Origin of the sequence: Streptomyces sp. NBC_00690 (genome assembly GCF_036226685.1) — a bacterium.
In the GTDB taxonomy this organism is placed as follows: domain Bacteria; phylum Actinomycetota; class Actinomycetes; order Streptomycetales; family Streptomycetaceae; genus Streptomyces.
This window is the reverse complement of sequence record NZ_CP109009.1, coordinates 4,653,868-4,678,200: the sequence shown is the minus strand read 5'-3', so window position 1 is coordinate 4,678,200 and position 24,333 is coordinate 4,653,868. Positions and strand designations below refer to the sequence as shown.

Genomic DNA, 24,333 nt, shown 5'->3' with positions numbered 1-24,333 from the left:
GTTGGACGGCAGTCGACGGTGTGTTGTGGGCGCCGGGTGAGCTCCTGAGCTCCCCGTCTGGGGCGAGGCCGACGACCGCAACGGCTGAACAACTCTCCGGTGCAATGCAGCAACTCTGCGTACCCGGGCCCGCTACCCTGCTCGGCGAAGCCCGCAGGGAGGCGGATCACCGTGAGCACAGGGCCGCAGCATGAAACCGACCCGACGGCCGCCGATCCCAGGGCGTCCCTCACCCCCGGTGCCGATCGACCCACCGTGCCGGGCCGGGCCGGAAAGGCGCAGACGCCCGGTCAGACCCTGAACCGGCTGATCGCCACCATCGTCCGCGGGACCGGCCTCAGCCATGCCGAGATCAACCGGCGGCTGAACCGCAAGCTGGGCGTCACCACCCGGGTCGGGGCTTCGCAGGAGTTACTCGACCGGGGCATCGCCCTCGCCGAGCAGTACGTCGAGATGTTGGCCCGCTCCCCCGGTCAGAAGCACGGACCTGGTTCCGCTCAGGAGCACGGACCGGAACCCGCTCAGAAGCATGGACCTGGTTCCGCTCGGGCCGCCGCCGCCGCGGACGGCAGTGTGTCGGTGCGGCGCCCCCGTACGGCGGGCAGGTCCCTCGGCCCGCCGCCCACGAACGAGCAGCAGCGCGCGATCGACGCCATGCGGGACGACGAGCACTTCGTGCTCCAGGCCGGCGCCGGTACCGGCAAGACCACCACGCTCGCGATGCTCGCCCGCAGCGACAGCCGCCGCGGCATGTTCCTGGCGTTCAACAGGTCCGTCGTCACCGACGCGGAGCGCAAGTTCCCCGCGCACGTGCAGTGCCGCACCGGCCACTCGCTGGCCATGCGGGCGATCGGCTCCCACTACGGCGAACGCCTGGGCCAACCGCGCGAACCGAGTTGGAAGGCCGGACAGCGCCTGGGCATCGCACGCAATATGTCGCTGCGGCTCGGGACCCGGCAGATCACCCACAAGACCCTCTCGTACGTGACGCTGGAGACGCTCAACCGCTTCTGCTATTCGGCGGACACCGAGATCCGTGCACGGCACGTACCCCGGCTGCGGGGGCTGGCGGAGGAGTACCGCGAGGACTTGGCGCGCCTGGTGCTGCCGTACGCGCGCCGGGCCTGGGCCGATGTACAGGATTCCGCCGGGCGGCTCGTGCGGTTCAACCCGAACCACGCACTGAAGATCTGGGCCCTGAAGGAACCCGTCATCCGGGCCGATTTCCTCCTCCTCGACGAGGCACAGGACACCAACCCGGTGATGGAGGAGGTCTTCAACGCCCAGCGCTCCCACGCCCAGCTGATCATGGTGGGGGACTCGGCGCAGGCGATCTACGGCTGGCGCGGCGCCCGTGATGTCATGACCGATTTCGAGGGTCGGCAACTCACGCTCTCGCAGTCGTTCCGATTCGGCCCCGTGCTCGCCGAGGAGGCGAATCGGTGGCTCACGATCGTGGAGTCCCCGCTCCGCCTGCGCGGCACCCCGACGATCGAGACCCGCATCGGTCCCCTGGAGCGGGCGGACGCCATCTTGTGCCGCACCAACAGCGGTGCGATCTCGGAGGTGTTCCAACTACTGGAGGAGCGCAGACGGGTCGCCCTGGTCGGGGGAGCCGCCCCACTGCGCGAGCTCGCCCGCGCGGCCGGCGACCTCAAGGCCGGACGCCGTACCAGCCACCCCGAGCTCGTGCTGTTCCAGAGCTGGCTGGAGCTCCAGGAGTACGCCCTGGACGACCCGGCCGGACAGGATCTGCTCCCGCTCGTCGACATCATCGACGAGCACGGGGTCGACAAGGTCCTGGACGCGGTGGGCAAGCTGCACGCGGAGGGCGACGCCGAAGTCACCCTGTCCACCGCCCACAAGGCCAAGGGCCGCGAGTGGGCCACGGTCCGCATCTCGACCGACTTCGATCCCCCGCTGTCCAAAGAACGCGATCTGGAGGGCAACCCCCTGCCGGGCGAGCTCAGCCTGGACGACGCCCGCCTCGCGTACGTCGCCGTCACCCGGGCCCGGCAGCAACTGGACCTCGGCGGGTTGGCCTGGATCAACGACCATCCCGACGGCCGTCCTGACCACACCCTGCCAACCCACACCCGGCCCCAGACCTATACCCACACCCCGACCCCGACCACTGCCGCGGACACCCCTTCGCGAGGCCATCTCGGCGCACCACCCCGGCTGCCCGCACCCTCCGCATGGGACCGGCTCGGCCCTGCCCCGAGTTGACCGCGGGGGCGGGCGGCCGAAGGTCGGGGGACGGGTTCCGAACCGTGCGGACGTACGGGAGAGCACATGGGACCCGTGTGCATCGGCCGGTGGGGCTTCAGTGCGGCGGCGGGGCGGCTCTTGTACTCGACGGCGGCTGGAGCACAATGCCCTGTCGGGCATTTCCGACAAAACACATGCAACCGTCGCGCGTCAAAGATCCCGGCCCATGACGTCGGCCTCCCCCGGACCGGGCAGCGGACACCACGCCGCAGGCGTCGCCGTGTCGATGTGCCGCAGTCCATGAGCCGCGGTCGATGGGGCACGCGACCTGAGGAAAGGACCCCGCCTTGGAACCCGACGACTCCGCGGCACTGCCGAAGGCCGGACACGCCGAGGTCCGCATCGTCGCCGCCGCGCCCGAAACCGCCCGTGCGGTCGCCGAAGTCCTACGGCGCTGCTTCGCAGGAACCGAGCAGCGCAGCTATCCGGCTCCCGGCGGCGGCACCCGACTGCACCTCACCGTGGACACGGAGGCGGCGGCCGGGCCGGCCCGCACCTGGCTGGCCACCAGCAGACCGCCCTCGGGGACTCACGGCGAGGACGATTGACGGGCGGCCGTCGCACCGGGCGTTCCGCCATCGGGCCTTTGCCTCGCCTGGACGATCCACTGCCTGGTCCCTCCTGCACCGGGGGCGATCCACCACCGCGGGGTACAGCAGTCCGTGCGTGGCAACCAGGGGAACGAGGAGAACCACCGGAGCGCCACCGCGCCCGGGACCGCCTGCCTGGCCCAAGCTGACGAGACAGTGCGCGGCGGTGGGTTTCCAGGGATGGCGGACACGTCGGTCCGCGGAGGAGGACCGGTGAATCCATGGGCCGTCATCGCCACGGGCGCAGTGATCGCCGGCTACGCGGCCGTGTCGCGGCGGCTGGCCACCACACCGGTCTCCGGTCCGATGGTGCTCGTCACCTGTGGTCTGGCCATCGGACCCCTCGGCCTCGATCTCATCGATCGCGCCCAGGACGGGGAGATCACCCGTGCACTGCTGGAAAGCGCCCTCGCGCTGCTGCTGTTCACCTCGGCCGCCGCGATCCGACGGCAGGAACTGCGCAGGGAACGCTCGCTGCCCGAGCGTCTGCTCATGGTCGGGTTGCCGCTGACCATGGCCCTGGGGTGGCTCGGAGCCTGGGCGGTGCTGCCCGGTCCGAGCATGTGGGAGCTCGCGGTGATCGGTATCGTCCTCGCCCCCACCGATGCGGCACTGGGACAACAGGCCGTGTCGGACGAGCGCGTCCCCGCGCCGGTACGCCACGGGCTCAGCGTGGAGTCCGGTCTCAACGACGGCATCGTGCTGCCGTTCTTCGTACTGGCCCTGGCCGCTGCCGGTGACGGACACCATGGGCAGGACGGGCCGCTGAAGGCGTTCCTCCTCGCGCTGGTGGCCAGCAGTGTCATCGGCCTTGCGGCCGGCTGGCTGGGCGCGGTCGTGCTGCGCGAATCAGCCGCCCGGCGCTGGAGCACCACGGGCTGGCGACAGATCCTGGTGCTGGCCGTGCCCGCCACGGCGTACGCGCTGTGCGTCGTGATCGACGGAAGCGGATTCATCGGAGCCTGGGTCGCGGGCCTCGCCTTCGGCTCCGTACTGCGCGGCGGAACATCGGCCGATCGCGCCTCGGCCAAGGATGCCGACGTCAGCCGCACGATCGAGTTCGGCGACCGACTCGGCGAACTGTTGGCCGCACTGAGTTTCCTGCTCTTCGGTGCCGTGATCCTGGGGCCGGTACTGGAGCACGCCGACTGGCGGATGGCGCTCTACGCGGTGCTCAGCCTCACCGTCATCCGCATGGTCCCGGTCGCCGTTTCCCTCATCGGTGCCGGGCTCCGCCCGCCCACGGTGGCCTACATCGGCTGGTTCGGCCCGCGTGGGCTCGCGTCCGTCGTCTTCGGGTTGATCGCCTTCGAAGCGGAGCTCCCCCACACGGACGTGGTCAGTGGTGTCATCGCCGTGACCGTCGGGCTCAGCGTCTACCTCCACGGCGCGTCGGCCGCGCAGCTGGGGGCGCGCTACGGAGCCTGGTACGCAAAGGCCCTGCGCCGCGATCCGGAGCTCCGGGAGAAGGGCCCGGTGTCGTAGTCCACGGTCGACGTGCCGTTGGGAAGCCTGCGACACGAATCACCCGTCCGGCCCCGGCCCGTTCGCCACCACCAGGCCGGATGCACTCCCTCAGTGGCGTCGTACGGAGCGGCCCGCGTACCCGGACCAAGGCTGCTGCCCGCCGTGTCCCGTCCTCCGTGAAGAGTGCTCCGCTCGGCGTTGTCGCTGCTCAGGGCCGGTGCGGCGACATTTTGCGGAAAATTCGAGCGCAGGGCCGGCACCTGATTTTCGTACTGGACCGGCCGGGCCCTTCACCGAAACACTTCGCCCCGGGCGAGCCAATATCTATGACCGCGAGATGAGAAATTAACGCGAGGCGCGGTGAGAGTACCTCACACAAAAAGCAGCGCGAAATCATCAGCAGTGCGTTGCTGATGCCGTCATGCTACTGTCGATCTCAGTTGCAGTTGTGGTTCCCAAAATCTCAAGCACCCTCACCCGACTACTGCGACGGTGAGAGTGCTTTTTTATCTCCGGTCATTTCCGGATGGGGCAATCATCGCGGCGACGCGGAGTCCGCACAGTGCTGGCTTCGGCGAACTGCCCCAGAAGGAGAACAAATAATGGCTGCTGGCACCGTGAAGTGGTTCAATGCGGAAAAGGGCTTCGGCTTCATCGAGCAGGAAGGTGGCGGCCCCGATGTGTTCGCCCACTACTCGAACATCGCCGCCCAGGGCTTCCGTGAGCTGCTCGAAGGCCAGAAGGTGACTTTCGACATCGCGCAGGGCCAGAAGGGCCCGACGGCTGAGAACATCGTTCCCGCCTGACGCTGACGCGTACTTCGTAGCTGGGGCCCGCATCCTTGGGGTGCGGGCCCCAGCTACGCGCATTTCAGGGCGTAGCCGCTCCCCAGGTGCCGTGAACGTCTTCCCGGCCGGGATTGAGATGGCTCCCCAAATTCTGGGCGGACACTTCGCCCACGCCCCGGACCCAAGTCCGGCAGGACCACCACGGTCAACACACCGCCGCTTCTGTACGCGGCTCCCAAAGGCTTTTATGCAACACGCGAGCACCCATTTTCCGACCGGGTCCGCTTTCGCATTTCATTCGGCTCATTCTTGCGATTCTCCGCGCCGCTCATTGCTGCGGGAATTCCTTGATACGTGCCGCATCGAGGAAGGTTCCGCATGAACCGCACACGCACCAATGACCGCTCCGCCCGTACTCGCACCAACAGTTCCGGCTCGGGACGCGGTGGAAGCCGCTCGGGCGCCCCGAGTCGCTCCGGCGGCCCCGGCCGTTCGAATGGTTCCGGCCGTCGGCCGGCCGCGGTGAAGCAGGAGTTCGCGCTCCCGGTCACCGTCACCCCCGCGCTGCCTCCCGTCGAGGCGTTCGCCGAGCTCGACATGCCCGTACAGCTATTGGCCGCACTGACCGCCGAGGGCGTGACCGTACCGTTCCCGATCCAGGGTGCGACGCTGCCGAACACCCTCGCGGGTCGGGACGTCCTCGGGCGTGGTCGGACCGGCTCCGGCAAGACGCTCGCCTTCGGCCTCGCGCTCCTGGCCCGTACGGCCGGCAAGCGGGCCGAGCCGCGTCAGCCGCTGGCCCTGGTGCTGGTCCCGACGCGCGAACTGGCGCAGCAGGTCACCGACGCCCTCACCCCCTACGCCCGGTCGATGCGGCTGCGGATGGCCACGGTGGTGGGCGGAATGCCGATCGGCAGGCAGGCCAGTGCGCTGCGCGGCGGGTCCGAGGTCGTCGTAGCGACGCCGGGCCGGCTCAAGGACCTGATCGACCGCGGCGAGTGCCGTCTGGACCAGGTCGCCATCACGGTTCTCGACGAGGCCGACCAGATGGCCGACATGGGATTCATGCCCCAGGTCACCGCACTGCTCGACCAGGTGCGGCCCGGTGGGCAGCGGATGCTGTTCTCCGCCACGTTGGACCGCAATGTCGATCTGCTGGTGCACCGCTACCTGACCGACCCGGTCGTCCACTCCGTCGACCCGTCCGCGGGTGCGGTCACCACGATGGAACACCACGTACTGCACGTCCACGGCGCGGACAAGCAGCGGGCGGCTACCGAGATCGCCGCTCGCGAGGGCCGGGTGATCATGTTCTTGGACACCAAGCACGCCGTCAACCGGCTGACCGAGCACCTGCTGAACAGCGGTGTACGGGCTGCCGCCCTGCACGGCGGCAAGTCCCAGCCGCAGCGCACCCGCACCCTGACGCAGTTCAAGACGGGGCACGTCACCGTGCTGGTGGCCACCAATGTGGCGGCGCGCGGCATCCACGTGGACAACCTGGGTCTCGTCGTCAACGTGGACCCGCCCACCGACCACAAGGACTACCTCCACCGCGGCGGTCGCACCGCCCGGGCGGGCGAGTCGGGCAGTGTCGTCACCCTGGTCAGCCCGAACCAGCGCCGCGCCATGGTCCGTCTGCTGGCCGATGCCGGAATCCGTCCGCAGACCACTCAGGTACGCCCCGGCGACGAGGCCCTGAACCGCATCACCGGCGCCCGGACCCCGTCGGGGGTCCCGGTCGTCATCACCGCCCCCGTGGTCGAACGACCCCAGCGTGATGGTGCCACCCCCCGGGGTCGGCGCCGCCGCGGCGGTTCGGCTCGTGGTCGCACCACCGCACGGCAGTCCACCTTCCGCGCGGCGGCCTAGCATTGCTCTCAGCTCCGGCGGGAGGGCCTTGTGGTTCTTCTGCCGGATCAGGGACACGGCCCCGCACCTGCGCGGCGACCGTGGGACGCTTACCCGGCCCCACGCTCGCAACCGACGTCCCTTCCTGCCGATCCGCCGCAACCGTGGTGGACATCCCCCTCTTCTGACTTGCGAGGCATCATGCGCTGCGTCATCGCCCGATTCCCGTTCGATTTGACCAAGAGTGGTGTGCTGGCGTCGATGAAGGCCGTCAAGCCCGAGCCCGTCGTCGGCGAGTACGTGATCATCGGCCGCCGCCAGTTCCCCATCAAGCAGGTGGGCCAGGTCATCACCCGCCAGGACCGCCGCGACTTCAGCTCCGCCGAGGTGGTCCGGGCGATGATGCTGCTCGGCTTCACCTGCCGCGGCCTGCCCGAGGTCACCACCAAGCCGCCGCGCGGACTCACCTCGCTCCAGCGGGCATCCGCGATGCTCGGCACGCCCGTGTCCGTCTGACCTGCGGGGACTGAGGACAACAGAACACCAGCACAGCAAAGAGGGCCCGACCGGTGCGCACCGGTCGGGCCTTCTTTGTGCGCCCGCACGATCACTGCATCCCGGTCCCGCCCCGGTCCCGCCCCGGTCCTGCCTGGTCACGCCCTGGTGCCGGCCTCAGCCCCGATCCGCGGCCCCGCCACCTACACCCTTCGAGTCGGATTCCTTCACCGTCGAGAGCAAGAAAATCTATCCCGGCCACAGTAGACATTGGGTGATCGCATAGCTATGGTTTCTCTTGTAGCCAAGGACGAACAGCCCGGCAGAGATGAACTGGCGGGCAGCGGTACGAGCAGTTCGCAGAGCGGTGCGGCAGTGGAGTTCCGAAGCCAAGCTCGGTGTTGACCGGCGACGGAACTGACGGCCGTACCAGGTGGCCCGCAGGATTCAGGGGCGCCGCAGCAGGAGCGCCAGTGCGCAGAGCACCGGTGAGACACAGCGTTGAACCAGAGGAAGAACGGAGGAAGAAGACGCCATCAGGATCGCCCGGGCGAGGAACACATACGGCCCGGGTCAGCACGGCCCAGGAATGGATGGTGGTCCCCGGTCAGGCAGTCACGATCCCCGCACTCCTCTCCTCCTTCGAGGCGAGAGGGCGGAAACAGAAGGTCGGCGCAACACTAGAGCCGGCTGATGGTGTTCAATTTCCTTCGGGGCCCTTGGTGCCACACGGCACCAGGGCCCCTCGACGCGTTCCCAAGAAGAGGTGCAGATGACAGCGGATGATTCGCTCGGCGGACGGCTGGACGACGATGACTACCCCGCCTACACGATGGGCCGGGCGGCCGAATTGCTCGGCACCACCCCGGGATTCCTCCGTGCCATCGGAGAAGCCCGTCTGATCACCCCGCTCCGCTCCGAAGGCGGGCACCGCCGCTACTCCCGCTACCAGCTGCGCATCGCGGCCCGAGCCCGGGAACTCGTCGATCAAGGCACCCCGGTCGAGGCGGCTTGTCGCATCGTCATCCTTGAGGACCAGCTCGAAGAAGCCCAGCGCATCAACGCGGAGTTCCGCCGGGCCTCAACCACACCGCACGACGGGGTTCGCTGAGCGCATCCGCCCGGCTGGGCAGGCGCCCAAAGAGTGACGCGGTTCCGGGGGGGCACGGCGTCCCAAGAGGACTCGGTTCCTTGAAAGGGCCTAGCCGGGCTCTTCCTGGTCCTCCGGGCGGGGGGCGGGCCGTGTGGGGCGCGTGCGCGCCAGGGAGCTCAGTTCCGTCACGCGTACGGCGAGCTCCGCCACCCGGATTTCGGCCTCTCGGACCACCGTGGAGCGCAGCCACCGCTGTTGGCGGTAGGCGATCTCCATCGTGGCCAGCCCGAGTGCGCCGCTGAGCAGCGCCGCCATGATCGGGAGTGCGTACAGGCGCCGCGATCCGTCGCCGGCCGCCAGGACCGGAAGGACCGCGGCCGTGGTCAGTCCGGTGTTAAGCGTCACCCACAGTGCGTACAGGCTGAACAGCCATGGCTGCTCCCGGCGCAACCACGCCAGTCGGGAGCGACTGCCTTCGGCGCGGATGGCAGCTAGGGCCTGGTCGAAGTCCTGGAGTACCCATTCCGCCTTCTCCCGTTGCTGCCGGCTCAGCGGATGCGACCAACTGCGGGCCCGTGTCTCCAGGCGCGCGACCGCCCTGCGCAACTGTTGACGGGTGACGGGGGACGGGAGGGCGTGCGGCCAGTTGCGCCACTGGTCCGCCTCCATCCGCTGGGTGCGGAGGGAACCGGCGGCCGTGTGGGCGACCGAGACGATCACCACCAGCAACACCCCCAGGGCGGGCAGGATGCCCTGTTCCCTCAGGGTGAAGGCGCCCAACAGCGCCAGGAGGACGAGTGCGACAGCGGCCAGATAGGTCCGTCGTACGTAGACGGTGTGGGGAACGGCCTGCAACTCGCGCTCCCAGTCGTTCACCGACCAGCGTGACACTCCCCGTACGGCGAGGACGGCGAGCACCGGCGCGCACATCAGCAGCACCGACCACCCCGCTGCCATGAATGCGAGGGGCACATCGGTCGCGCCGTCCGGCCGGTCGGACCCCGGATTCTCCGGCAGGTCGGCCAGTGGGCCCAGGACGAGGGCCATCAGGAGTGCGGCAGCCAGCGCAGCCGTGCCGATCCCCAGCCAGGGCCCCGGTGGGGGCTTGGGCGGCGACGGGCAGGGAAGCACCGTCCACGGCGACTTCACCGAGACCTCCAGGACTGCGCAGAGCTGCGCCAGGTCGGCGTGCCACCGGCTCACCGAGAGGCTCTGGGCCTGCCGCAGCGCCAGATCGGCCATGAGCTTGGGGAGTTGGCTCGACAGCGGTACGACCGCGCCGTCCAGCAACAGAGGGATGACGACCTTGCCGGCTGCCAGCGCCCCTTCGATCTCCCGCCGCACCCAGTCGTCGGCGCGGTCCAGCCGACGTCCGCCGGATTCATCGCGGGCGTCCAGCCAGCCTTCGTGGATGACCACGAGGAGGACTTCGCAGTCCGCGAGTCGCTCGCGTAACTCGTCCGAGTACCGTCGTCCCGGGATGATCGACGAAGTGTCGAAGAAGACGTGGTCTGCGCCGAAATGTTGGACGAGTCGCTCGCGGAGCTCCTGTACTACGGGAAGGTGTGGTCCCCTTCGGTAGTTGACAAAGATGCCGCCCATGTCGGTCTTCCCCGTTCCTCGTGCCTCGCGTCGCTCCTCTCCTGCTTGGTACCAGAGATGGGTGCACGGATGGTGCCGAACGGGGAGCATCCGATGAGGGGTTGCACCGAACCGGTGTGGGCGGGGTGTCCGCTTGACGCCGGCCGATGGGGGGAGGGCGAATGACCGAGTGTGCGTTCTGCGCCATCGTCGCCGATCCGAGCAGAGCGCGCGTGGTTCATCAGGATGCCCATACGCTGGCGTTCTTCCCGCTGGCACCCGCGGTCCGCGGGCACACCCTGGTCATCCCCCGCTCGCATGCGCCTGATCTCTGGGCCCTGGACGACGCCACGGCCGCACGGCTCACGCAGTCCGTGTTGCGGGTCGGCAGGGCACTGTACGAGGTACTGGCGCCCGACGGAATGAACGTGATCAACTCCGCGGGCGCGGCGGCTTCCCAGACCGTCTTCCACGTCCATGTGCATCTGGTGCCGCGCTGGCCCGGTGATGCCATGGGCAGCATCTGGCCGCCCAAGGCGAACCGGACGCCCGAAGAACACGGTGTGGACGGGGGGCTGGACGGGCTGGCTACGCGGATCGCCGAGGTGACCGGCTCCGGCCAGCCGTGAGGGCCGGAGCGCCGTTCACCGTGCGAGGGCGACGATCGCGAGGTCGGCCACGACCAGGGCGCCGTAGAACAGGGTCAGCGTCTTCGACATCGTCACCGGCAGCCAGGGAGTGCGCAGGAGGTAGGGCCCCACGTTCATGGAGAGCATCTCGACCGTGCTGTCGGGACGCCGTGCATCGTCGTACAGATGGCGGTACAGCCGCTCTTGACGCAGGAAGTATCCGTCGAGGAACCAGAAACACAACACGGGTACCAGACCCACCACGGCGATCTGCCAACTCGGCCGACTGGCGGACACGGCCAGGAACGCCGCCGCGAGGGTCAGCGCCCAGCCTTTGACCAGGAACGAGTTGGTGCCGAGGCGGGTGATGACCGCCTGGATGAACTCCAGATGCTTGATCCGGTCCGCTTCGAGAGGCACCCGCACCGGTCTGGTGATGCTCGCCTCCGGCTCTCCACTCAGTGCAGTCATAGGAAACGGCCCCCTCCGCCACGATCCGCTCATCGGATCGTAACCAGACCGAGGATTCATGCGCCATGCGGCAAATGCCTCAACCAGGCTTTTCCACAGTCGAGTTACGGATTTCAAGGTGCGGCGAGACCGTGCCTGCGACGGTTCTTGAGGCGCCTCTGGCCGGCCGCCGGACCGTGCGGTAGGTCCTGGGGGTGGCGCCCGTTGCGTGTTTGAAGTGGCGGCGGAAGCTGCTCGACGAGCCGAAACCCACCCGGGCTGCGATCTCCTCGATCGTGATGTCGTCGCACTCCAGCAACTGGCGGGCCCGGTCCAACCGGGCACGCAGCAGATATTGCAGGGGGCTCTGCCCCGTGTGGGCTGCGAAGCGGCGGTTGAGGCTGCGAACGCTGAGGCGGGCGTGTTCGGCGATGTCGGCGAGGGTGAGCGGGCGGTGCAGCGAAGCCTCCAGCCACCGTACGGTCGGCTCCAGTCCGGCGGTCGCGGCGATCGCCTGGTCGAGTTCGTCCTGCGCGGCCCCTGCCTCGGCGGCGATGGGCAGCACGAGTTGACGTGCCGTCTCGGCGGCGGCGAGCGGGCCGTGGTCCTGCTCGACGAGGCGGATGAACAGGTCGATTCCGCCGAATAGTCCGGCCGAGGTGAGGAAGGGGCCGTCGACCACGACGGTCCCGCACGGGTCGACGGCCACCCGGGGGTGGCGTAGGGCCAGCTCCGAAGTGTGACGCCACACCGTGGTGGCGCTGCGGCCGTCCAGGACGCCGGCCCTGGCGAGCGTGAACACCCCGGTACCGACGCCGACGATCCGAACGCCCCGCCCGGCCGCGTCCCGCAGGGCCGCCAGCACTCCCGTCGGTGGCTCGTCGAGGAATGCGTCGTGGCCGGGCAGGATCACCGTGTCGGCCCTCGCGATGCCTTCCAGGCCCCAGGGGGCGGTGACCTTCAAGGGGGCGGGTTCCGCGGTCGTCACGGTGTGCGGAACGGCGCAGATCCTGAGGTCGTAGGCGACCTCGGCGCTACTGCGGGCGGCGGCGCCGAGTACCAGGGCGGGAGTGCTGAGCTGGTGTGCTGGTATCCCGTCGAGGGCGAGCAGGGCGACCGTTGACATGGTTGGACGGTATCCGGCGAGGTCGGGGCGTCGAGCGGGCGGCGTACGGCGAGCGGGACGGGGTCAGCGGTGGGTCGCGACCGTCTTGGCGATCCAGTGCTTGTAGGCCGGGAGGGAAGTCCAGATACCAGGGCCGCCCGCACACCGCGGATTGGCCGCGCGATCGCCGTCGCCTGAGGTGGCACCGACGAGTTGCCAGCGTCCACCGATGCGCTGGATCTGCGGTCCACCGGAGTCACCCGCGCATCCCATGGCCTTGGGGATAAGGCTCACGGTGCACAGTTCGCGACCCTCGTTGATGTCGAGGCACTGCGCCGCGGGTGCCCTTCGGGTGTCCAGTTGTTGGAGTCGCTCGGGAAACTTCCAGCCCTCCGGCTCGGGCGCGTCCACCGTGGTGCCGAATCCGAGGATGCGCGTGACCGCACCGACCTGGGGAGCGCGGTCGGCGATGCGGATCGGCTGCTGGCGCACGACGGGGCGGTCCAGTCGCAGCAGGGCGATGTCGTCGAACCCGCGCTTGTCGCCGGTGTTGTCGTAGTGCGGGTGGACCACCTTGGCGACGATGGTGCGCACCGTTCCACCGGAGTGGCGTCGATCGCTCCCGATGCGGACCGTGCCGGTCGGATACGAGAGCTTCTCCTGTGCGCAGTGGGCGGCGGTCACCACCCACTGTGGTGCGATCAGGGCACCGCCGCAGACCCCCTTCAGCTCCGATCCGACAACGGCCATGGGGATCGACACCATGAACGGATACTTCCCGGTGGAGTCCTGGCCTCCCACGATGGCCGCCGCGCTGCCGCTGAGGCCGGTGGTGCACAACACCGTGGCCGCACCGAGGGTGATCGCGCCGGCCAGCAGTTTGCGCACGGGGCGGTGGCTGAGGTTGTCGGGCGCCGTGGAGTTGTGCTGGGCGGATGGGGGCATGACGGTGTCCTTCGTTCGATGCACGGGTGGTCGTATCGCGCTTCCGGGGCCGACGGACCGGGACGGTCCCGGTCTTCGCTGCGCGTTCCCCCATCCTCGGTGCGCCGATCAGGTCGAAAACAGCGGTGCGATGCCACCCTGGGTTAAATTCTGGCCATGTCAGTGGTCGCACTGCTCGCCCTCGACGGCGTACCCGCACATCAACTGAGCACTCCGGGGTTGATCTTCGGTGCCGCGTCGCGCAGCTTCCATCGCGGACCGCCCTACGAACTGCGCGTCTGCTCCGCGACGGACGTCATCACTGCCCCGCCCGGCGCGTTCCGCATCACACCCGATCGAGGTCTGGACGGGCTCGAAGACGCCGACACGGTGATCCTCACCGGGTACCGGGAGTGCCCCGCCGCCCCTTCGTCCGCTGTGCTCGATGCTGTTCGTGCCGCTGCCGCCCGAGGCGCCCGTATCGGTGCGATCGGAGCCGGTGCCTTCGTGTTAGCCGCCACCGGGCTCCTCGATGGACGCCGAGCCACCACCGACTGGGCCCGTGTCCCCGAACTGGCCCGGCGCCATCCCCGGATCCGACTCGACACCGTGGACTTCGTCGTGGCGGACGGGCCGTTCCTCACCTCGGCCGGGGTGCTCGGGGGCAAGGACCTCTGTTTGCGGATCGTCGAGGAGGAGCACGGCGTGCCGGTCGCAGTGGAGGCCGACCGCCAGCTCTTCCTGATGCTCCCCGATCCGTCCGAGACGCTCAGGGCGAGCGATCCGGACGAGGGTTCAGCTCGGCGACCCTTCGCCGACAGCGGTGCCGAGTGCCACTTCGCGTCGACCACCGCATGGATGGAGGCCAATCTCCGGCATCCGCTGACCCTTGCGGAGATAGCCGAGCACGCCGGGACCAGTGTCCGCAGCCTCAGCCGGGGCTTTCGCGCCCGTACCGGGCTCACGCCACTCCAGTACCTGCTGCGGGCGCGCGTACGGCGGGCGCAGTGGCTGTTGGAGCACTCCGACGCTCCCGTGGCGCAGATCGCGACGCGTACCGGGCTGGGTACGCCCGCCAATCTGCGCCACCACTTCCAACGCCTCAACGGCACCACGCCCAGCGCCTACCGGGCCGCCTTCCGCGAACTGGTCGGCATCTTCGCCCCGGTGGAGCGAGGTCAAGTGGCCACGGAGGACGGGATGTGGAGGGGGTAGGGGAGCAACTCGGCCACTCGCAGCTGCGCCCCTCACCATGAGCACGACAGCCATCATGGTTCGGACAGCAGGGAGATGGCCTCCACCGGACAGAAGTCCACAGCGTCCGCCACCTCTTCGTCCGGCTCGCCCGCGTCGGGCAGGATGCGTGAGCGCCGGTCCTCCCCCAGGGCGAAGTGTCGCGGAGCGGTCGCCGCGCACAGCCCGGACCCGATGCAGATATCCCGGTCGATCTCGATCCGTCGTGACATCGGCCTCACCACCCCACCGGCAGCGTTCGGGGCGCACGGGTGGTCAGACCGTGTGTCCAGTCGGGTCGGCCTGCTCCGTACAGGCTGGGAAAGTGTCGGGTCAGACCGGCGATCGCCTCTTGGAGTTGGACGCGGGCGAGTTGGGCGCCAACACAGAAGTGGGCGCCGTGTCCGAAGGCGAGGTGCGCGGGTGCCGCCCGGGTGAGGTCCAGCAGTTCGGGGTCCGGGTAGACCTGTTCGTCGTGGTTGGCCGATGAGGTGGGTGCGATGACCGCCTCGCCCTCCTTGACCCTCACCCCGCCGAGCACGGTGTCCTCGGTGGCCACCCGCAGATTGGCGCCGAGGGTGGCCTGCGCGTACCGCAGGAGTTCCTCGACCGCATCCGGGATGAGTGCTGGTTCGCGGCACAGGAGCGCATAGCGTTCCGGCTGGTCCAGCAGCAGATGGACGAGTCCGGCGAGCCGGTTCGACGTGGTGCCGTAGCCACCGGCCAACAGCACGATGCAGAACGAGACGAGTTCCGCTTCGCTCAGCCGGTCGTCCTCGTCCCGGGCGGCGATCAGCGCGCTCAGCACATCGTCGGCGGGGTGGCCGCGTTTGTGTGTGATCAACGCCGTGAGGTAGTCGGTGATCTCGTCGACCGCCGCGGTGACCTCGGCGTCGCTCAGCGCGGTGACACTGCGCAGCGCCTCGTTCCAGTGGTCGAGCTGCGCGCCGTCCACCCGCGGTGTGCCCAGCAGATCGCAGATGACGGCGAGCGGCAGCGGACGGGTGAAGTGGGTGACGAGGTCGGCGGGGCACGGCTGCCGTGCGAGGTCGTTCAGCAACCGGTCGCTCAGGGCGGCGATGTCCTGGCGCATCGCCTCGGCGCGCCGGCCGGTGAACGCGGGTGCGATGAGTCTGCGCAGCCGGGAGTGGTCGGGGGGATCGGCGGCGAGGATGGAATCGGGCAGTGTGGGCGTGCGGTTGATCCGGGGGCCCGTGCCGCGGGTGGCGCGGGAGCGGCTGAATCGGGGGTCGGTCAGGACGCGTCGTACATCGGTGTGCCGGGTCACCAGCCAGGCCGTGTCCCCACTGGGGAGGCGCACCCTCACGACCGGGTCCTTGCGGCGCAGCTCCGCGAACTCGGGCAGTGGTGCGAGTCCTTCTCCGGTGGGGAAGGGAAAGGCCGGCAGGTGGTCGGTACGACGCAGCTCCATCGGCCGGTCAGTCACGGTCGCCGCGTTCGTAGACGGAGACGTGGTACGAGCTGCCCTGGCCAAAGGGCGCGCCTTCCCAGTCGCCCCAACGCTCTTTGAGCCTGAGGCCGGCCCGGCCCGCCATCAGATCGAGTTCGCCGCAGCCCGCGTAGCGGAACTCGACGTGCATGTGTCGGGTCACACCGTCCGCGTGGATGACGTAGTGCGAGCGGTACCGCTGCGCCGATGGGTCGAGCTTGCGGTAGCACAACACCATGTGGTCCTCGCCCTCCATCACCACCTCGGGACCGGTGGCCACCGCGAGGGCTTCGGGTACATGGGCGTCGAATACGAACACCCCTTCGGGGGCGAGGTGTTGGGCGACTCGTTCGAAGCAGCGTGCTTGGCTCGCCTGGTCGGGCAGTTCGGCGAAGGTGCCCCCGGCGAGGAAGACCAGCGAGAATTCACCGGTGACGGGGACCTCCGCGAAGTCGCCCATGGTCACCGGTATCTTCGTGCCGCCCGGTTTGGCCCGTAGCCGTCGGACCATGGCCTCGGAGCCGTCGACGCCGTGCACGTCGAGTCCGCGTTCCCGCAGGGGCAGGGCGATCCGTCCGGTGCCGATGCCGAGTTCGAGCACGGGGCCGGGCCCGGCGAGCCCGGCGAGTGCGGCCACGGTTGCGCCGCTGGTGCGGCGTTTGCCGAACCAGCGGTCGTAGTCGTCGGCGAACTCGATGGCGTACCAGGTCCGTGAGGTGGGGTGGTCGGGGTTCATGGGCTCCTAGCCGAAGGGGTGTGGTGGGCCGGAATCGGTACGGGAGGGCAGGGGGCCGGCTCCGGGGGCGAGCACGCGCACCACGCGTACGCCCGCGTCCCGGGCGGGCTTGGCGGTGGTCTCGACGGTGATCACCTCGCGGCCGGTGTGCCGGGCGAGGAGGGCCAGCGGATCGGGCCCGGTACCGGCCGGGTCGGTGAACGCGTCTGTTTCCCCTGGGGCTGCTGCCCTTCGGTCGGTGGGTCCGTCGGGCAGTGCGCTCGTGAACCGGCGCGGTCGGTAGGGGGTGTCACGGTCCCGCGGTCGCTCGTGGGTCCGCACTCCCCACAGTCGTAGGCTGTCCTGCCGGTGGTAGGCCCACAGGGCGTGCTGGACGGCGGTGGTGGGCGGGCTGCTGCCGTGCCATTGGTCCCAGGTGCGTCGGGCGACGGGGGTGTCCATGCTCCACCGCACCATCAGTGCCTCGTAGGCCGCCGTCTCCACCAACGCGGGAACGGCGGTCGCCGGTCCGCATCGGGCACCGAATGTCTGACCCGAGCCGTCGGGCCGGTGCAGACACACCACGGCGCAGACGGCACCGGTCGGCGCGGGGACGCGGAACGCGGTCGCGACCAGCTGCTGGGCCAGGATCAGTTCGGCCAGTGGTGATGGCACCCGGGTGGTGAGTCGAACCGGGGGCTGCGGGTCGAGCCCGTACCAACTGCGGCGGACCAGATCACGTTCGAGCACCTCCCAGGCGGCGTGACGGATTGCCGCGGTGGGATCGGGGTGGGCGGCGACACCGGTGGAGCCCACCGCGGGGACGCCTTCGCACCGCGGTGGTGGGCGGTGTTGGAGGAACACCGAACTGGCGGCGACCAGAACATCGGCGCCCCGGACGGTACGCCCCCGGACCCAGAGCCTTCGGGCGTCGGGCCGCACTTTCGGCTCCAGCACCGGGTGCCCTGCCTCCCGCAGCTCTGCGAGGGTGCCCACCGTCTCGGCGGCGGCTTCGGCTTCCCGTCCGGCCATCACATTGCCGAGGCGCTCCAGCAGTTCACCGCGGGCGCCAGCGGCCACCCGCTCGCGGCGGTGCCCGGTGGCGCTGCCCACGAGTACGGGCGCGCCCCCGGCCGCGCTGGTGGCGCCGAACGCGGCGGATCGGGCGGCGATCCGGGCCATCACGACATCGGGGTGGTCCGGGTAGGGCGTGAACAGCTGCGGAGTCCAGTCGGTCACCGCTGGCTTCCCAGTACGGCGGCGCATTCGGCGAGCACCTTCCGGCCCCGTGGGGTCAGCGCTCCGGTGTGGGCGGTCAGGGTGGTGACGGCCTGGTCGGCGGAGTCGAGGAGTCGGGTCCTTCGGGTGTCGATCGCGGGGTGATGGTCGTCGAGCCGTCGGTACAACTGCACGCTCCGGGCGAGGACGACGGTCTGTTGGAAGAGGCCGCTCAGCGGTCGGAAGTCGGCTCGGAGCGGTGTCGCGACCAGGACGTGTCCGCTCGAAGGGCCGGAGTCCGCGGCCGGTTCGGGCTGGAGGAAGGGGTCGGCCACGGCGGCGGCGTTGCACCGGGTGTGGGCGCCCTCATGCACGAGGGCTTCGGCGAAGCGCACCGGCCCGGGCAGCCCGTCGGCGGCGTCGGTCAGCCGCGTACGGTTGATCAATACGGTGCCGTGGACGGTGAAGTCGGTGTACCCGTTGATCGCATTGCCGGTGAGCAGGGCGATCTCCATGACCGTGGCCCGCAGTTCGGCGAGGGACTCGGGCCAGATCCGGTCGAGCAGGGTGACCGTCCGGTTCAACACCTCGTGTTCCGCGGGTCGCCAGGGCGCGATGTCGATGGTGACCGGTGCTCCGTCGGCGTCCTGGCGAGGCGGGATCGAGCGCAGGGCGCGCATCACACTGCGGTGGAGGTGGCTCTGTGGTGCGGCCGGTCCGAAGGCGGGCGGCGGAAGTCGATCGAGGACGTCCTGCACGCTCTGCCGTCGGTCGTCGTCGAGCCGCCCTGACCGCAGGGCGCGTTGTGCGGTGTGTACGGCGTCCACGGCGGCCGGGTGGTGCAGTCGATCGTCCGATGGTGGCACCAGCCCCGCCCGTTCGAGCACATCACGCAGGAGCTTCAGCAGTCCGATGCGTTCGTCGACGGCGTCCACCGCATCCGGCTCTACGTGCATACCGCCCCCTCCTCGGCCTTCGAACGGTGCTGTGGGTGGTGCGGGCGGCCCGGGTCGCACCCTGAAGCACATGAGCTCCGACGAGTGCCGGCCACCGGGTCCGCGGCGGTACGGCAACGGGCGGGCACAGGGTGTCGTACGGGGGGACTGCCCCGGTTTGATCGGGGACGGCAGGGGTGTCCGGCTGCGGGGCGGCCCGACGTGCGACGGACCGAAGAGGTCCGCCGCACTGTGGACGTTGCGCCAGCTCTCTAGTCAGGGAGGTCGACCATCAGCGCGAACTCGGGCAGTTCGGCTTCCTCTACCTGCTCGATCTCTTCGTTCATCGAGACTCCCTTCGCCTACCCCGGCCCACCGCCGTCGGTGGGAGTCCACCGGCGGCCCCATCGTCGGCCAAGCCGCACCCGGCCGCCAGGGTGCCCATGTGCGCACAACGACTAATGGACTGTGTGGAGGCGTCCTGAATACGCCTTGCCACCCACGCCGGAGGGAGTGATTCCGCTTTGCTGATGCCGCCCGGTCCTGCGGATACCGCGCACCCGCCACGGTCCTCAGGAGGGCACGCACAGCCGTAGGTGCGCTGACAACACGGCCGGATGCGCCTGCGCCGCGGGTGGGTGTCCGCCCAGAGGGGCCGGATCTCGCACCACCCGCAGCCGGCTTCGTACCGACGGCTCCACGGCTGCGTCCACCGGCGCGGGTCGGGGTCGGGGGATCGGCGCGGGCGGGGTCGGGAGGCGGCTGTCAGATGGCGGGGGATCGGGGCAGGCCCTGCCGGGAGGCGGCTGTCAGGTGACGGGGACCACCATCGGGGTACCGGTCACCGGGTCCGGCACGACGACGTTGGGCAGCCCGAGGACCTCTTCGATCAAGGGCGCGTCAACGATCTCGGACGGTGGCCCCTCGGCAAAGACACGGCCCTCCTTCATCGCCACCAGATGATCGGCGAACCGGCACGCCTGGTTGATGTCGTGGAGCACCGCTATCACCGTCCTCCCCTTGTCCCGGAGCTCAGCCAGCAGGGCCAGCAACTGGTACTGATGGGCCAGGTCGAGGAAGGTCGTCGGCTCGTCGAGAAGCAGATACGGGGTCTCCTGCGCCAGCACCATCGCCACCCAGACACGTTGGCGCTGCCCCCCGGAGAGCTCGGTGACCTGGCGGTTCGCCAGTTCGGTGACACCGGCCGCCGCCATCGCCTCCCGCACGGCGCGTTCATCATCGGCGGTGCCGAGCGAGAGCGCCGAGCGGTGTGGGAAGCGTCCCCTGGCGATCAGTTGGCGCACCAGGAGGTTGTCCGGCGCGGTGAGTTCCTGGGGGAGGAATCCGATCTGCTGCGCGATCGCCTTGGGCTTGTAGACGGCGATGTCACGCCCGTCGAAGGAGACCGTTCCGGCAGTGGGCTTGAGCAGCCGGACGAAGGCCCTCAGCAGGGTTGACTTGCCCGAGGCGTTGGCGCCCACGATCGCGGTGAACGCGCCGTCGGGGACGGTGAGCGTGAGATGGGTGGCGACCGTCCGGTCGCCGTAGGCCAGAGTGAGGTCCTGTGCGGTCAGTCGTGCGGTCACGGTCGGTTGACTTCCTTGATGAGCAGCCAGAGCAGATAGAGCCCGCCGATCGCGGTCGTCACCACTCCGACCGGGAGCGCGATGGGGGCGATGAGGGTCTGGGCGACCAGGTCGGCTGCCAACAGCAGCACCGCGCCGGTCAGGGCGGACGGCAGCAGGGGCACGCCGGGCGCCGCGGTGAGACGGCGGCCGATCTGGGGTGCGGCCAGCGCGATGAAGGCAATCGGTCCTGCGACGGCGGTCACGATGGCGGTGCACCCCACTCCGGCGACGATGGTCAGCATTCGGTGTCGGCCCAGGCTGACGCCGGAGGTGATGGCGAGTTCATCGCCCAGCGCGGTCTGGTGCATGGCGCGGGAGACCCCGACGAGCAGTGCCGCGAGTGCCACGGCAACGCACAGGGGCAGGGTGAGGTCGTCCCAGCCGATGCCGTTGAGGGAACCCGCGCTCCAGCCGGCGGCGGCGAAGGCGACGTCGAGTTCGGCGCGGAGCACGATCCAGGAGTTGAACGCGGTGAGCATGGCGTTGACCGCGATGCCGATGACGATGAGCCGCATCCCGCTGATCCCGGAGCGCACCGACAGCAGCACGATGACCGCAGCGGCCAGGAGTCCACCCATGACCGAGCCGACGGCGAGTTGTGCGGAGGTCCCGGCGAGCACGGTGATCGCGACGAGGGCGCCGGTGTAGGCGCCGGCGTCGAGGCCGATGACGTCCGGGCTGCCCAGCGCATTGCGGGTGAGGTTCTGGAAGACGGCGCCCGCGCAGCCGAGGAGCGCGCCGAAGGCGATTCCCGCGGTGACGCGGGGCAGTCGCCATTCCTGTACGACGACCACGGACTCACCCCGTCCGGTGAGCGCGGCGAGTGCTTCCAGCGGGGTGTTCCAGGTGTCCCCCCGGCACAGGCCGGCGACGGCGAGCACCAGAAGTACGGCGAGGAGCACCGCACAGCCCATGACCGTACGACGTTCGGGGCCGAAGGCCCTCGGCAGCGCCGGAGCGTCTTGGGTGAGCAGGTTCATGGGGCCATCGCCCCGTGGCGGCGGACGGTCCAGATGAGGACCGGGGCGCCGAGGAAGGCGGTGATGACGGCCACGGGCACTTCACCGGTGGTGAGCACCACTCGGGCGCCGATGTCGGAGACCAGCAGCAGCACCGGGCCCAGGACGAGTGAGTACGCCATGAGCCAGGGCACGGAGGCGCCGGCCAGCCGTCGGGCGATGTGCGGAACCATCAGTCCCAGGAAGACGATCGGCCCGGCCACCGCGGTGGCGGCGCCGGCGAGCACGGTGATCACCGCGAGGACCGCGATCCGGGAGCGTACGACGTGGATGCCGAGTGCGTGGGCGACGTCCTCCCCCAACGACAGGGCGTTCAGGGCCTTGGTGAGGGCCATCGCCGCGATGAGTGCGGCGGCGATGGTGAGCATCGGCAGGGCTATCGGCAGTTGCTCCCGCCCGGCCAGTGAACCGACGGCCCAGAACCGGAAGTGGTCGAAGACATCCGGGAACACCAGCCGCAACCCGAGCGATACGCCGGCGAGTACGGAACTGAGGGCGATGCCCGCGAGGACCAGCCGCAGTGGCGAGGTCCGCCCCACGAAGTGGACGGCGAGCGCGGCGAGCAGCGCTCCGAGGAGAGCCAACGCCAACTGCGCCGGCTGGGACCGCGCGATCCCGAAGACGGTGCCCAGGGTGATGGCGAAGCCCGCGCCCGCGGTCACACCGAGGATGCCGGGTTCGGCGAGGGGGTTGCGGGTCAGCGTCTGCATCAGGGCGCCCGCGACGGCGAGGGCGGCTCCGGCGCCGATGCCGAGGACCGTCCTGGGCACCCGGATGTCGCGGATGATCAGTTGGTGGTCGGCGCCGGTGTAGTCGGTGAAGGACCGCCAGATGTCGGCGGGGGCGACCGTCTGTGCGCCGATGCCGACGCTCGCACCGGCGACGAGCAGCAGCAGGGCGACACCGGCGAGGAGGAACACGGCCTTGGCCGGCCCCTCCCCCGGTGCGCGGTCGGGCCCGGACGCCGGAGACTGCTCCGCTCCCCTGGCGGGGTGTGGAGCAGTCTTCGCGGCGACGGTCGGCGGATCAGTCCTCAAGGCCGGCGACTCCGCGCTTCCAGTACCCCGTGAACAGGGCGTCCAGCCGGCCCTTGGCCCAGGCGCGCAGGGGTTTGATGTCCTCCGCCTCGCCGGCTGCGAACAGGAAGATCCGCGGAGCGGACGAGGTGGCCGAGGTGGGGAGGGTCAGTGCGGTGACGGTCGCCGCGAGGTGCGACCGGTCGTCCTCGCGCACCAGGCGGGTAATGCGCACCCCGTCGCGGTGGGCGAGCGGATAGGCGTGCTCCTCGGAGTGGCCGGTCTCGATCACGAGGTCCGCCGAGACGTCCTGCGACGACTCCTCCAACCAGCGGGCGGCGGCAGGGAGGGCGGTGGCGTCGACGGCGAACACGTAGTGGTCGTACGCGTGCGGGAACGCCTTGGCTCCGGGTGGGCCGGCGATCGCTATCTGATCGCCCGGCCGGGCCGCGCGTGCCCACTCGGAGGCGATGCCGCCGGTGTGGACCACGAAGTCGAGGTCCAGTTCGCGGGTGTCGGCGTCGAAGCGCCGGACGGTGTACTTACGGGTGGTGGGCAGGGGGCGGGGCCAGTCGAGGGCGAGTTCCGCGTTGGCGGTGGGCAGCCGGAGCGCGCCGTCCGCATCGGGGAAGACGAGCTTGACGTGGTCGTCGGCCTGGTGGGTGTGGAAGCCGTCGAGCGCGGGCCCACCGAGGGTCAGCCGCAGCATGTGCGGGTTCAACTGCTCTGTGCGGAGGACCTCGACGGTGCGGATGCCGATCGGGTACCCGATGCGGGCGATACCGCGGCCTTCCCGGTGGTGGGCTGCGACCCGGCCGCCCGGGTCCTGGCGGCCCTGCGGCTCATGGCGGTGGTGCTGTGGGGGCGTGCTCATGGCTTGAGCAGCGGCGCGAGCGCCTCGTCGACGGCGTCCAGGGTCTTCAGGGCGGAGGTGTAGGTGGCCGCTTCGGTGTACTTGAGCGGGAAGACCTTGCCGGCCTTGACCGCGGGCAGGTTCTTCCACAGCTTGGAGTCGAGCACGTACTGCACCGCCTCGCTCACCGATCCGTCGTCCTCCACGGAGTAGGTGATGGCATCGGCGCTGCCGAGGCTCTGGGGCAGCTTCTCGATGGAGGGGAACTCGGCGACATCGAGTGCGCCGCCACCCTTCTTGGCCACTTCACCGGGGTACTTGACCCCGATGTCCTGGGCGATGTTGGTGCCCCAGGACGAGCCGAACTCCCGCTGGAAGGTGCCCTTCGCGATGTCTCCGTAGCCGCCGACGTGACCGAACTCCAGGCCGCCCAGTGCATCGGCGTACTTGGCGGTCAGCTCGGAGGACTTCTTCTTGTAGGTCTCGCGGCCCTTCTCGAAGTCGTCGAGACGACCGGCGGCATCGGACTGCCGCTCGGACAGTTCACGCCAGGCGGACGGCCGGGTAGGACCGATCGCGACCACGGGGGCGATGGTCTCAAGCCGCTTGATGTCGATGTCGGCGAGCACCGGCTTGGGCACTCCGATGACGATGAGGTCCGGCTTGACGGAGGCGATGGCCTCGTAGTTCGTCTCCGCGGCCATGGCGCCCGCGACCTTCTTCAGCTTGTTGTAGGTGGCGAGGTCGTCCTTCTCCATCATCGCCAGCCCCCGGTCCCAGGTGGATATGCCCACCAGCGGCGCTTCCGCCTCGATCAGCACCGGCACCGCATAGCCTGTGGCGACGACCCGCTCCGGCTTGACGGGGATCTTGATCTTGCCGTTGTCCGCCGCGTAGACCCGGGTCTTGTCCGCCGTGGACGAGGCGTCGGAGTCGGACGAGCCGCAACCGGCCAACAGGGCGGTCGTGAGCGCCAGAGCTCCGGTGAGACGGAGTGAGGGACGAGAGGACATGAGCGCGTT

At 69.8% G+C, this 24,333-nt stretch carries 23 protein-coding genes; 9 read left to right on the top strand and 14 right to left on the bottom strand.

What is annotated here, in order from left to right; translation table 11 throughout:
* Positions 1 to 171: 171 nt before the first annotated feature.
* The 7 genes from OID54_RS20440 to OID54_RS20410 all read left to right on the top strand — a co-directional run bounded on the left by OID54_RS20440 (position 172) and on the right by OID54_RS20410 (position 8,573).
* Complete coding sequence (locus tag OID54_RS20440) at positions 172 to 2,229, top strand: UvrD-helicase domain-containing protein (RefSeq protein ID WP_329021516.1); 2,058 nt, start codon at positions 172 to 174, stop codon at positions 2,227 to 2,229.
* Between the two features lie 329 nt (positions 2,230 to 2,558).
* Positions 2,559 to 2,819 carry a hypothetical protein gene (locus OID54_RS20435; RefSeq protein ID WP_329021515.1) on the top strand — a complete coding sequence of 87 codons (261 nt, stop codon included), beginning with the start codon at positions 2,559 to 2,561 and terminating at the stop codon, positions 2,817 to 2,819.
* A 255-nt stretch (positions 2,820 to 3,074) separates the two neighbouring features.
* The gene (locus tag OID54_RS20430) at positions 3,075 to 4,346 is read left to right on the top strand and encodes a cation:proton antiporter (protein WP_329021514.1); all 1,272 of its coding nucleotides are present in this window, start codon (positions 3,075 to 3,077) and stop codon (positions 4,344 to 4,346) included.
* A gap of 584 nt (positions 4,347 to 4,930) precedes the next feature.
* Positions 4,931 to 5,134, top strand: coding sequence for a cold-shock protein (locus OID54_RS20425; protein WP_008743748.1), 204 nt, complete (start codon positions 4,931 to 4,933; stop codon positions 5,132 to 5,134).
* Positions 5,135 to 5,494: 360 nt separating this feature from the next.
* Positions 5,495 to 6,988: a DEAD/DEAH box helicase gene (locus tag OID54_RS20420; RefSeq protein WP_329021513.1), complete on the top strand. Its 1,494-nt coding sequence runs from the start codon at positions 5,495 to 5,497 to the stop codon at positions 6,986 to 6,988.
* A 180-nt stretch (positions 6,989 to 7,168) separates the two neighbouring features.
* Positions 7,169 to 7,483, top strand: a complete 315-nt coding sequence (locus tag OID54_RS20415; protein ID WP_329021512.1) for an SCO5918 family protein — start codon at positions 7,169 to 7,171, stop codon at positions 7,481 to 7,483.
* Positions 7,484 to 8,234: 751 nt separating this feature from the next.
* Complete coding sequence (locus tag OID54_RS20410; RefSeq protein WP_329021511.1) at positions 8,235 to 8,573, top strand: MerR family transcriptional regulator; 339 nt, start codon at positions 8,235 to 8,237, stop codon at positions 8,571 to 8,573.
* Positions 8,574 to 8,663: 90 nt separating this feature from the next.
* Here OID54_RS20410 and OID54_RS20405 read toward each other — a convergent pair whose 3' ends face one another.
* Positions 8,664 to 10,157, bottom strand: a complete 1,494-nt coding sequence (locus OID54_RS20405) for a toll/interleukin-1 receptor domain-containing protein (protein WP_329021510.1) — start codon at positions 10,155 to 10,157, stop codon at positions 8,664 to 8,666.
* Between the two features lie 161 nt (positions 10,158 to 10,318).
* Here OID54_RS20405 and OID54_RS20400 point away from each other — a divergent pair, with 161 nt between their 5' ends.
* Entirely contained in the window at positions 10,319 to 10,765 is a 447-nt protein-coding gene (locus tag OID54_RS20400; protein ID WP_329021509.1) for an HIT family protein, read from the top strand.
* Positions 10,766 to 10,780: 15 nt separating this feature from the next.
* Here the strand turns inward: OID54_RS20400 and OID54_RS20395 are convergent, their stop codons facing one another.
* From OID54_RS20395 to OID54_RS20385, 3 genes are all read right to left on the bottom strand, one after another.
* Positions 10,781 to 11,236, bottom strand: a complete 456-nt coding sequence (locus tag OID54_RS20395; RefSeq protein ID WP_329021507.1) for a hypothetical protein — start codon at positions 11,234 to 11,236, stop codon at positions 10,781 to 10,783.
* Positions 11,237 to 11,315: 79 nt separating this feature from the next.
* Positions 11,316 to 12,341 (bottom strand): GlxA family transcriptional regulator, encoded by a 1,026-nt coding sequence (locus OID54_RS20390; RefSeq protein ID WP_329021506.1) that lies wholly within the window; start codon positions 12,339 to 12,341, stop codon positions 11,316 to 11,318.
* Between the two features lie 63 nt (positions 12,342 to 12,404).
* A complete protein-coding gene (locus tag OID54_RS20385) occupies positions 12,405 to 13,265 on the bottom strand; it encodes a S1 family peptidase (RefSeq protein WP_329021505.1) in 861 nt (286 codons plus the stop codon).
* Between the two features lie 156 nt (positions 13,266 to 13,421).
* Between OID54_RS20385 and OID54_RS20380 the strand changes: the two genes are divergently transcribed.
* Positions 13,422 to 14,459, top strand: coding sequence for a GlxA family transcriptional regulator (locus tag OID54_RS20380; RefSeq protein ID WP_329021504.1), 1,038 nt, complete (start codon positions 13,422 to 13,424; stop codon positions 14,457 to 14,459).
* A 53-nt stretch (positions 14,460 to 14,512) separates the two neighbouring features.
* On the opposite strand, the gene OID54_RS20375 is transcribed toward OID54_RS20380, so the two are convergent.
* From OID54_RS20375 to OID54_RS20330, 10 genes are all read right to left on the bottom strand, one after another.
* Positions 14,513 to 14,710, bottom strand: coding sequence for a ferredoxin (locus tag OID54_RS20375; RefSeq protein WP_329021503.1), 198 nt, complete (start codon positions 14,708 to 14,710; stop codon positions 14,513 to 14,515).
* A gap of 5 nt (positions 14,711 to 14,715) precedes the next feature.
* Positions 14,716 to 15,924, bottom strand: coding sequence for a cytochrome P450 (locus tag OID54_RS20370; protein ID WP_329021502.1), 1,209 nt, complete (start codon positions 15,922 to 15,924; stop codon positions 14,716 to 14,718).
* Positions 15,917 to 16,663 (bottom strand): class I SAM-dependent DNA methyltransferase, encoded by a 747-nt coding sequence (locus OID54_RS20365; protein WP_329021501.1) that lies wholly within the window; start codon positions 16,661 to 16,663, stop codon positions 15,917 to 15,919. Before OID54_RS20365 ends, OID54_RS20370 begins: the two co-directional genes overlap by 8 nt.
* A 6-nt stretch (positions 16,664 to 16,669) precedes the next feature.
* Positions 16,670 to 17,908, bottom strand: coding sequence for a YcaO-like family protein (locus OID54_RS20360; RefSeq protein ID WP_329021500.1), 1,239 nt, complete (start codon positions 17,906 to 17,908; stop codon positions 16,670 to 16,672).
* Positions 17,878 to 18,816 carry an aKG-HExxH-type peptide beta-hydroxylase gene (locus OID54_RS20355; protein WP_329021499.1) on the bottom strand — a complete coding sequence of 313 codons (939 nt, stop codon included), beginning with the start codon at positions 18,814 to 18,816 and terminating at the stop codon, positions 17,878 to 17,880. The genes OID54_RS20360 and OID54_RS20355 overlap by 31 nt, the downstream gene beginning before the upstream one ends.
* Positions 18,817 to 19,604: 788 nt before the next feature.
* A complete protein-coding gene (locus OID54_RS20350; RefSeq protein ID WP_329021498.1) occupies positions 19,605 to 20,381 on the bottom strand; it encodes an ABC transporter ATP-binding protein in 777 nt (258 codons plus the stop codon).
* The gene (locus OID54_RS20345) at positions 20,378 to 21,403 is read right to left on the bottom strand and encodes a FecCD family ABC transporter permease (protein WP_443055642.1); all 1,026 of its coding nucleotides are present in this window, start codon (positions 21,401 to 21,403) and stop codon (positions 20,378 to 20,380) included. The genes OID54_RS20350 and OID54_RS20345 overlap by 4 nt, the downstream gene beginning before the upstream one ends.
* Positions 21,400 to 22,479, bottom strand: a complete 1,080-nt coding sequence (locus tag OID54_RS20340; RefSeq protein ID WP_329021496.1) for a FecCD family ABC transporter permease — start codon at positions 22,477 to 22,479, stop codon at positions 21,400 to 21,402. The genes OID54_RS20345 and OID54_RS20340 overlap by 4 nt, the downstream gene beginning before the upstream one ends.
* Complete coding sequence (locus OID54_RS20335; RefSeq protein ID WP_329021495.1) at positions 22,469 to 23,332, bottom strand: siderophore-interacting protein; 864 nt, start codon at positions 23,330 to 23,332, stop codon at positions 22,469 to 22,471. The genes OID54_RS20340 and OID54_RS20335 overlap by 11 nt, the downstream gene beginning before the upstream one ends.
* A complete protein-coding gene (locus tag OID54_RS20330; protein WP_329021494.1) occupies positions 23,329 to 24,324 on the bottom strand; it encodes an ABC transporter substrate-binding protein in 996 nt (331 codons plus the stop codon). Before OID54_RS20330 ends, OID54_RS20335 begins: the two co-directional genes overlap by 4 nt.
* Between the last annotated feature and the right edge of the window lie 9 nt (positions 24,325 to 24,333).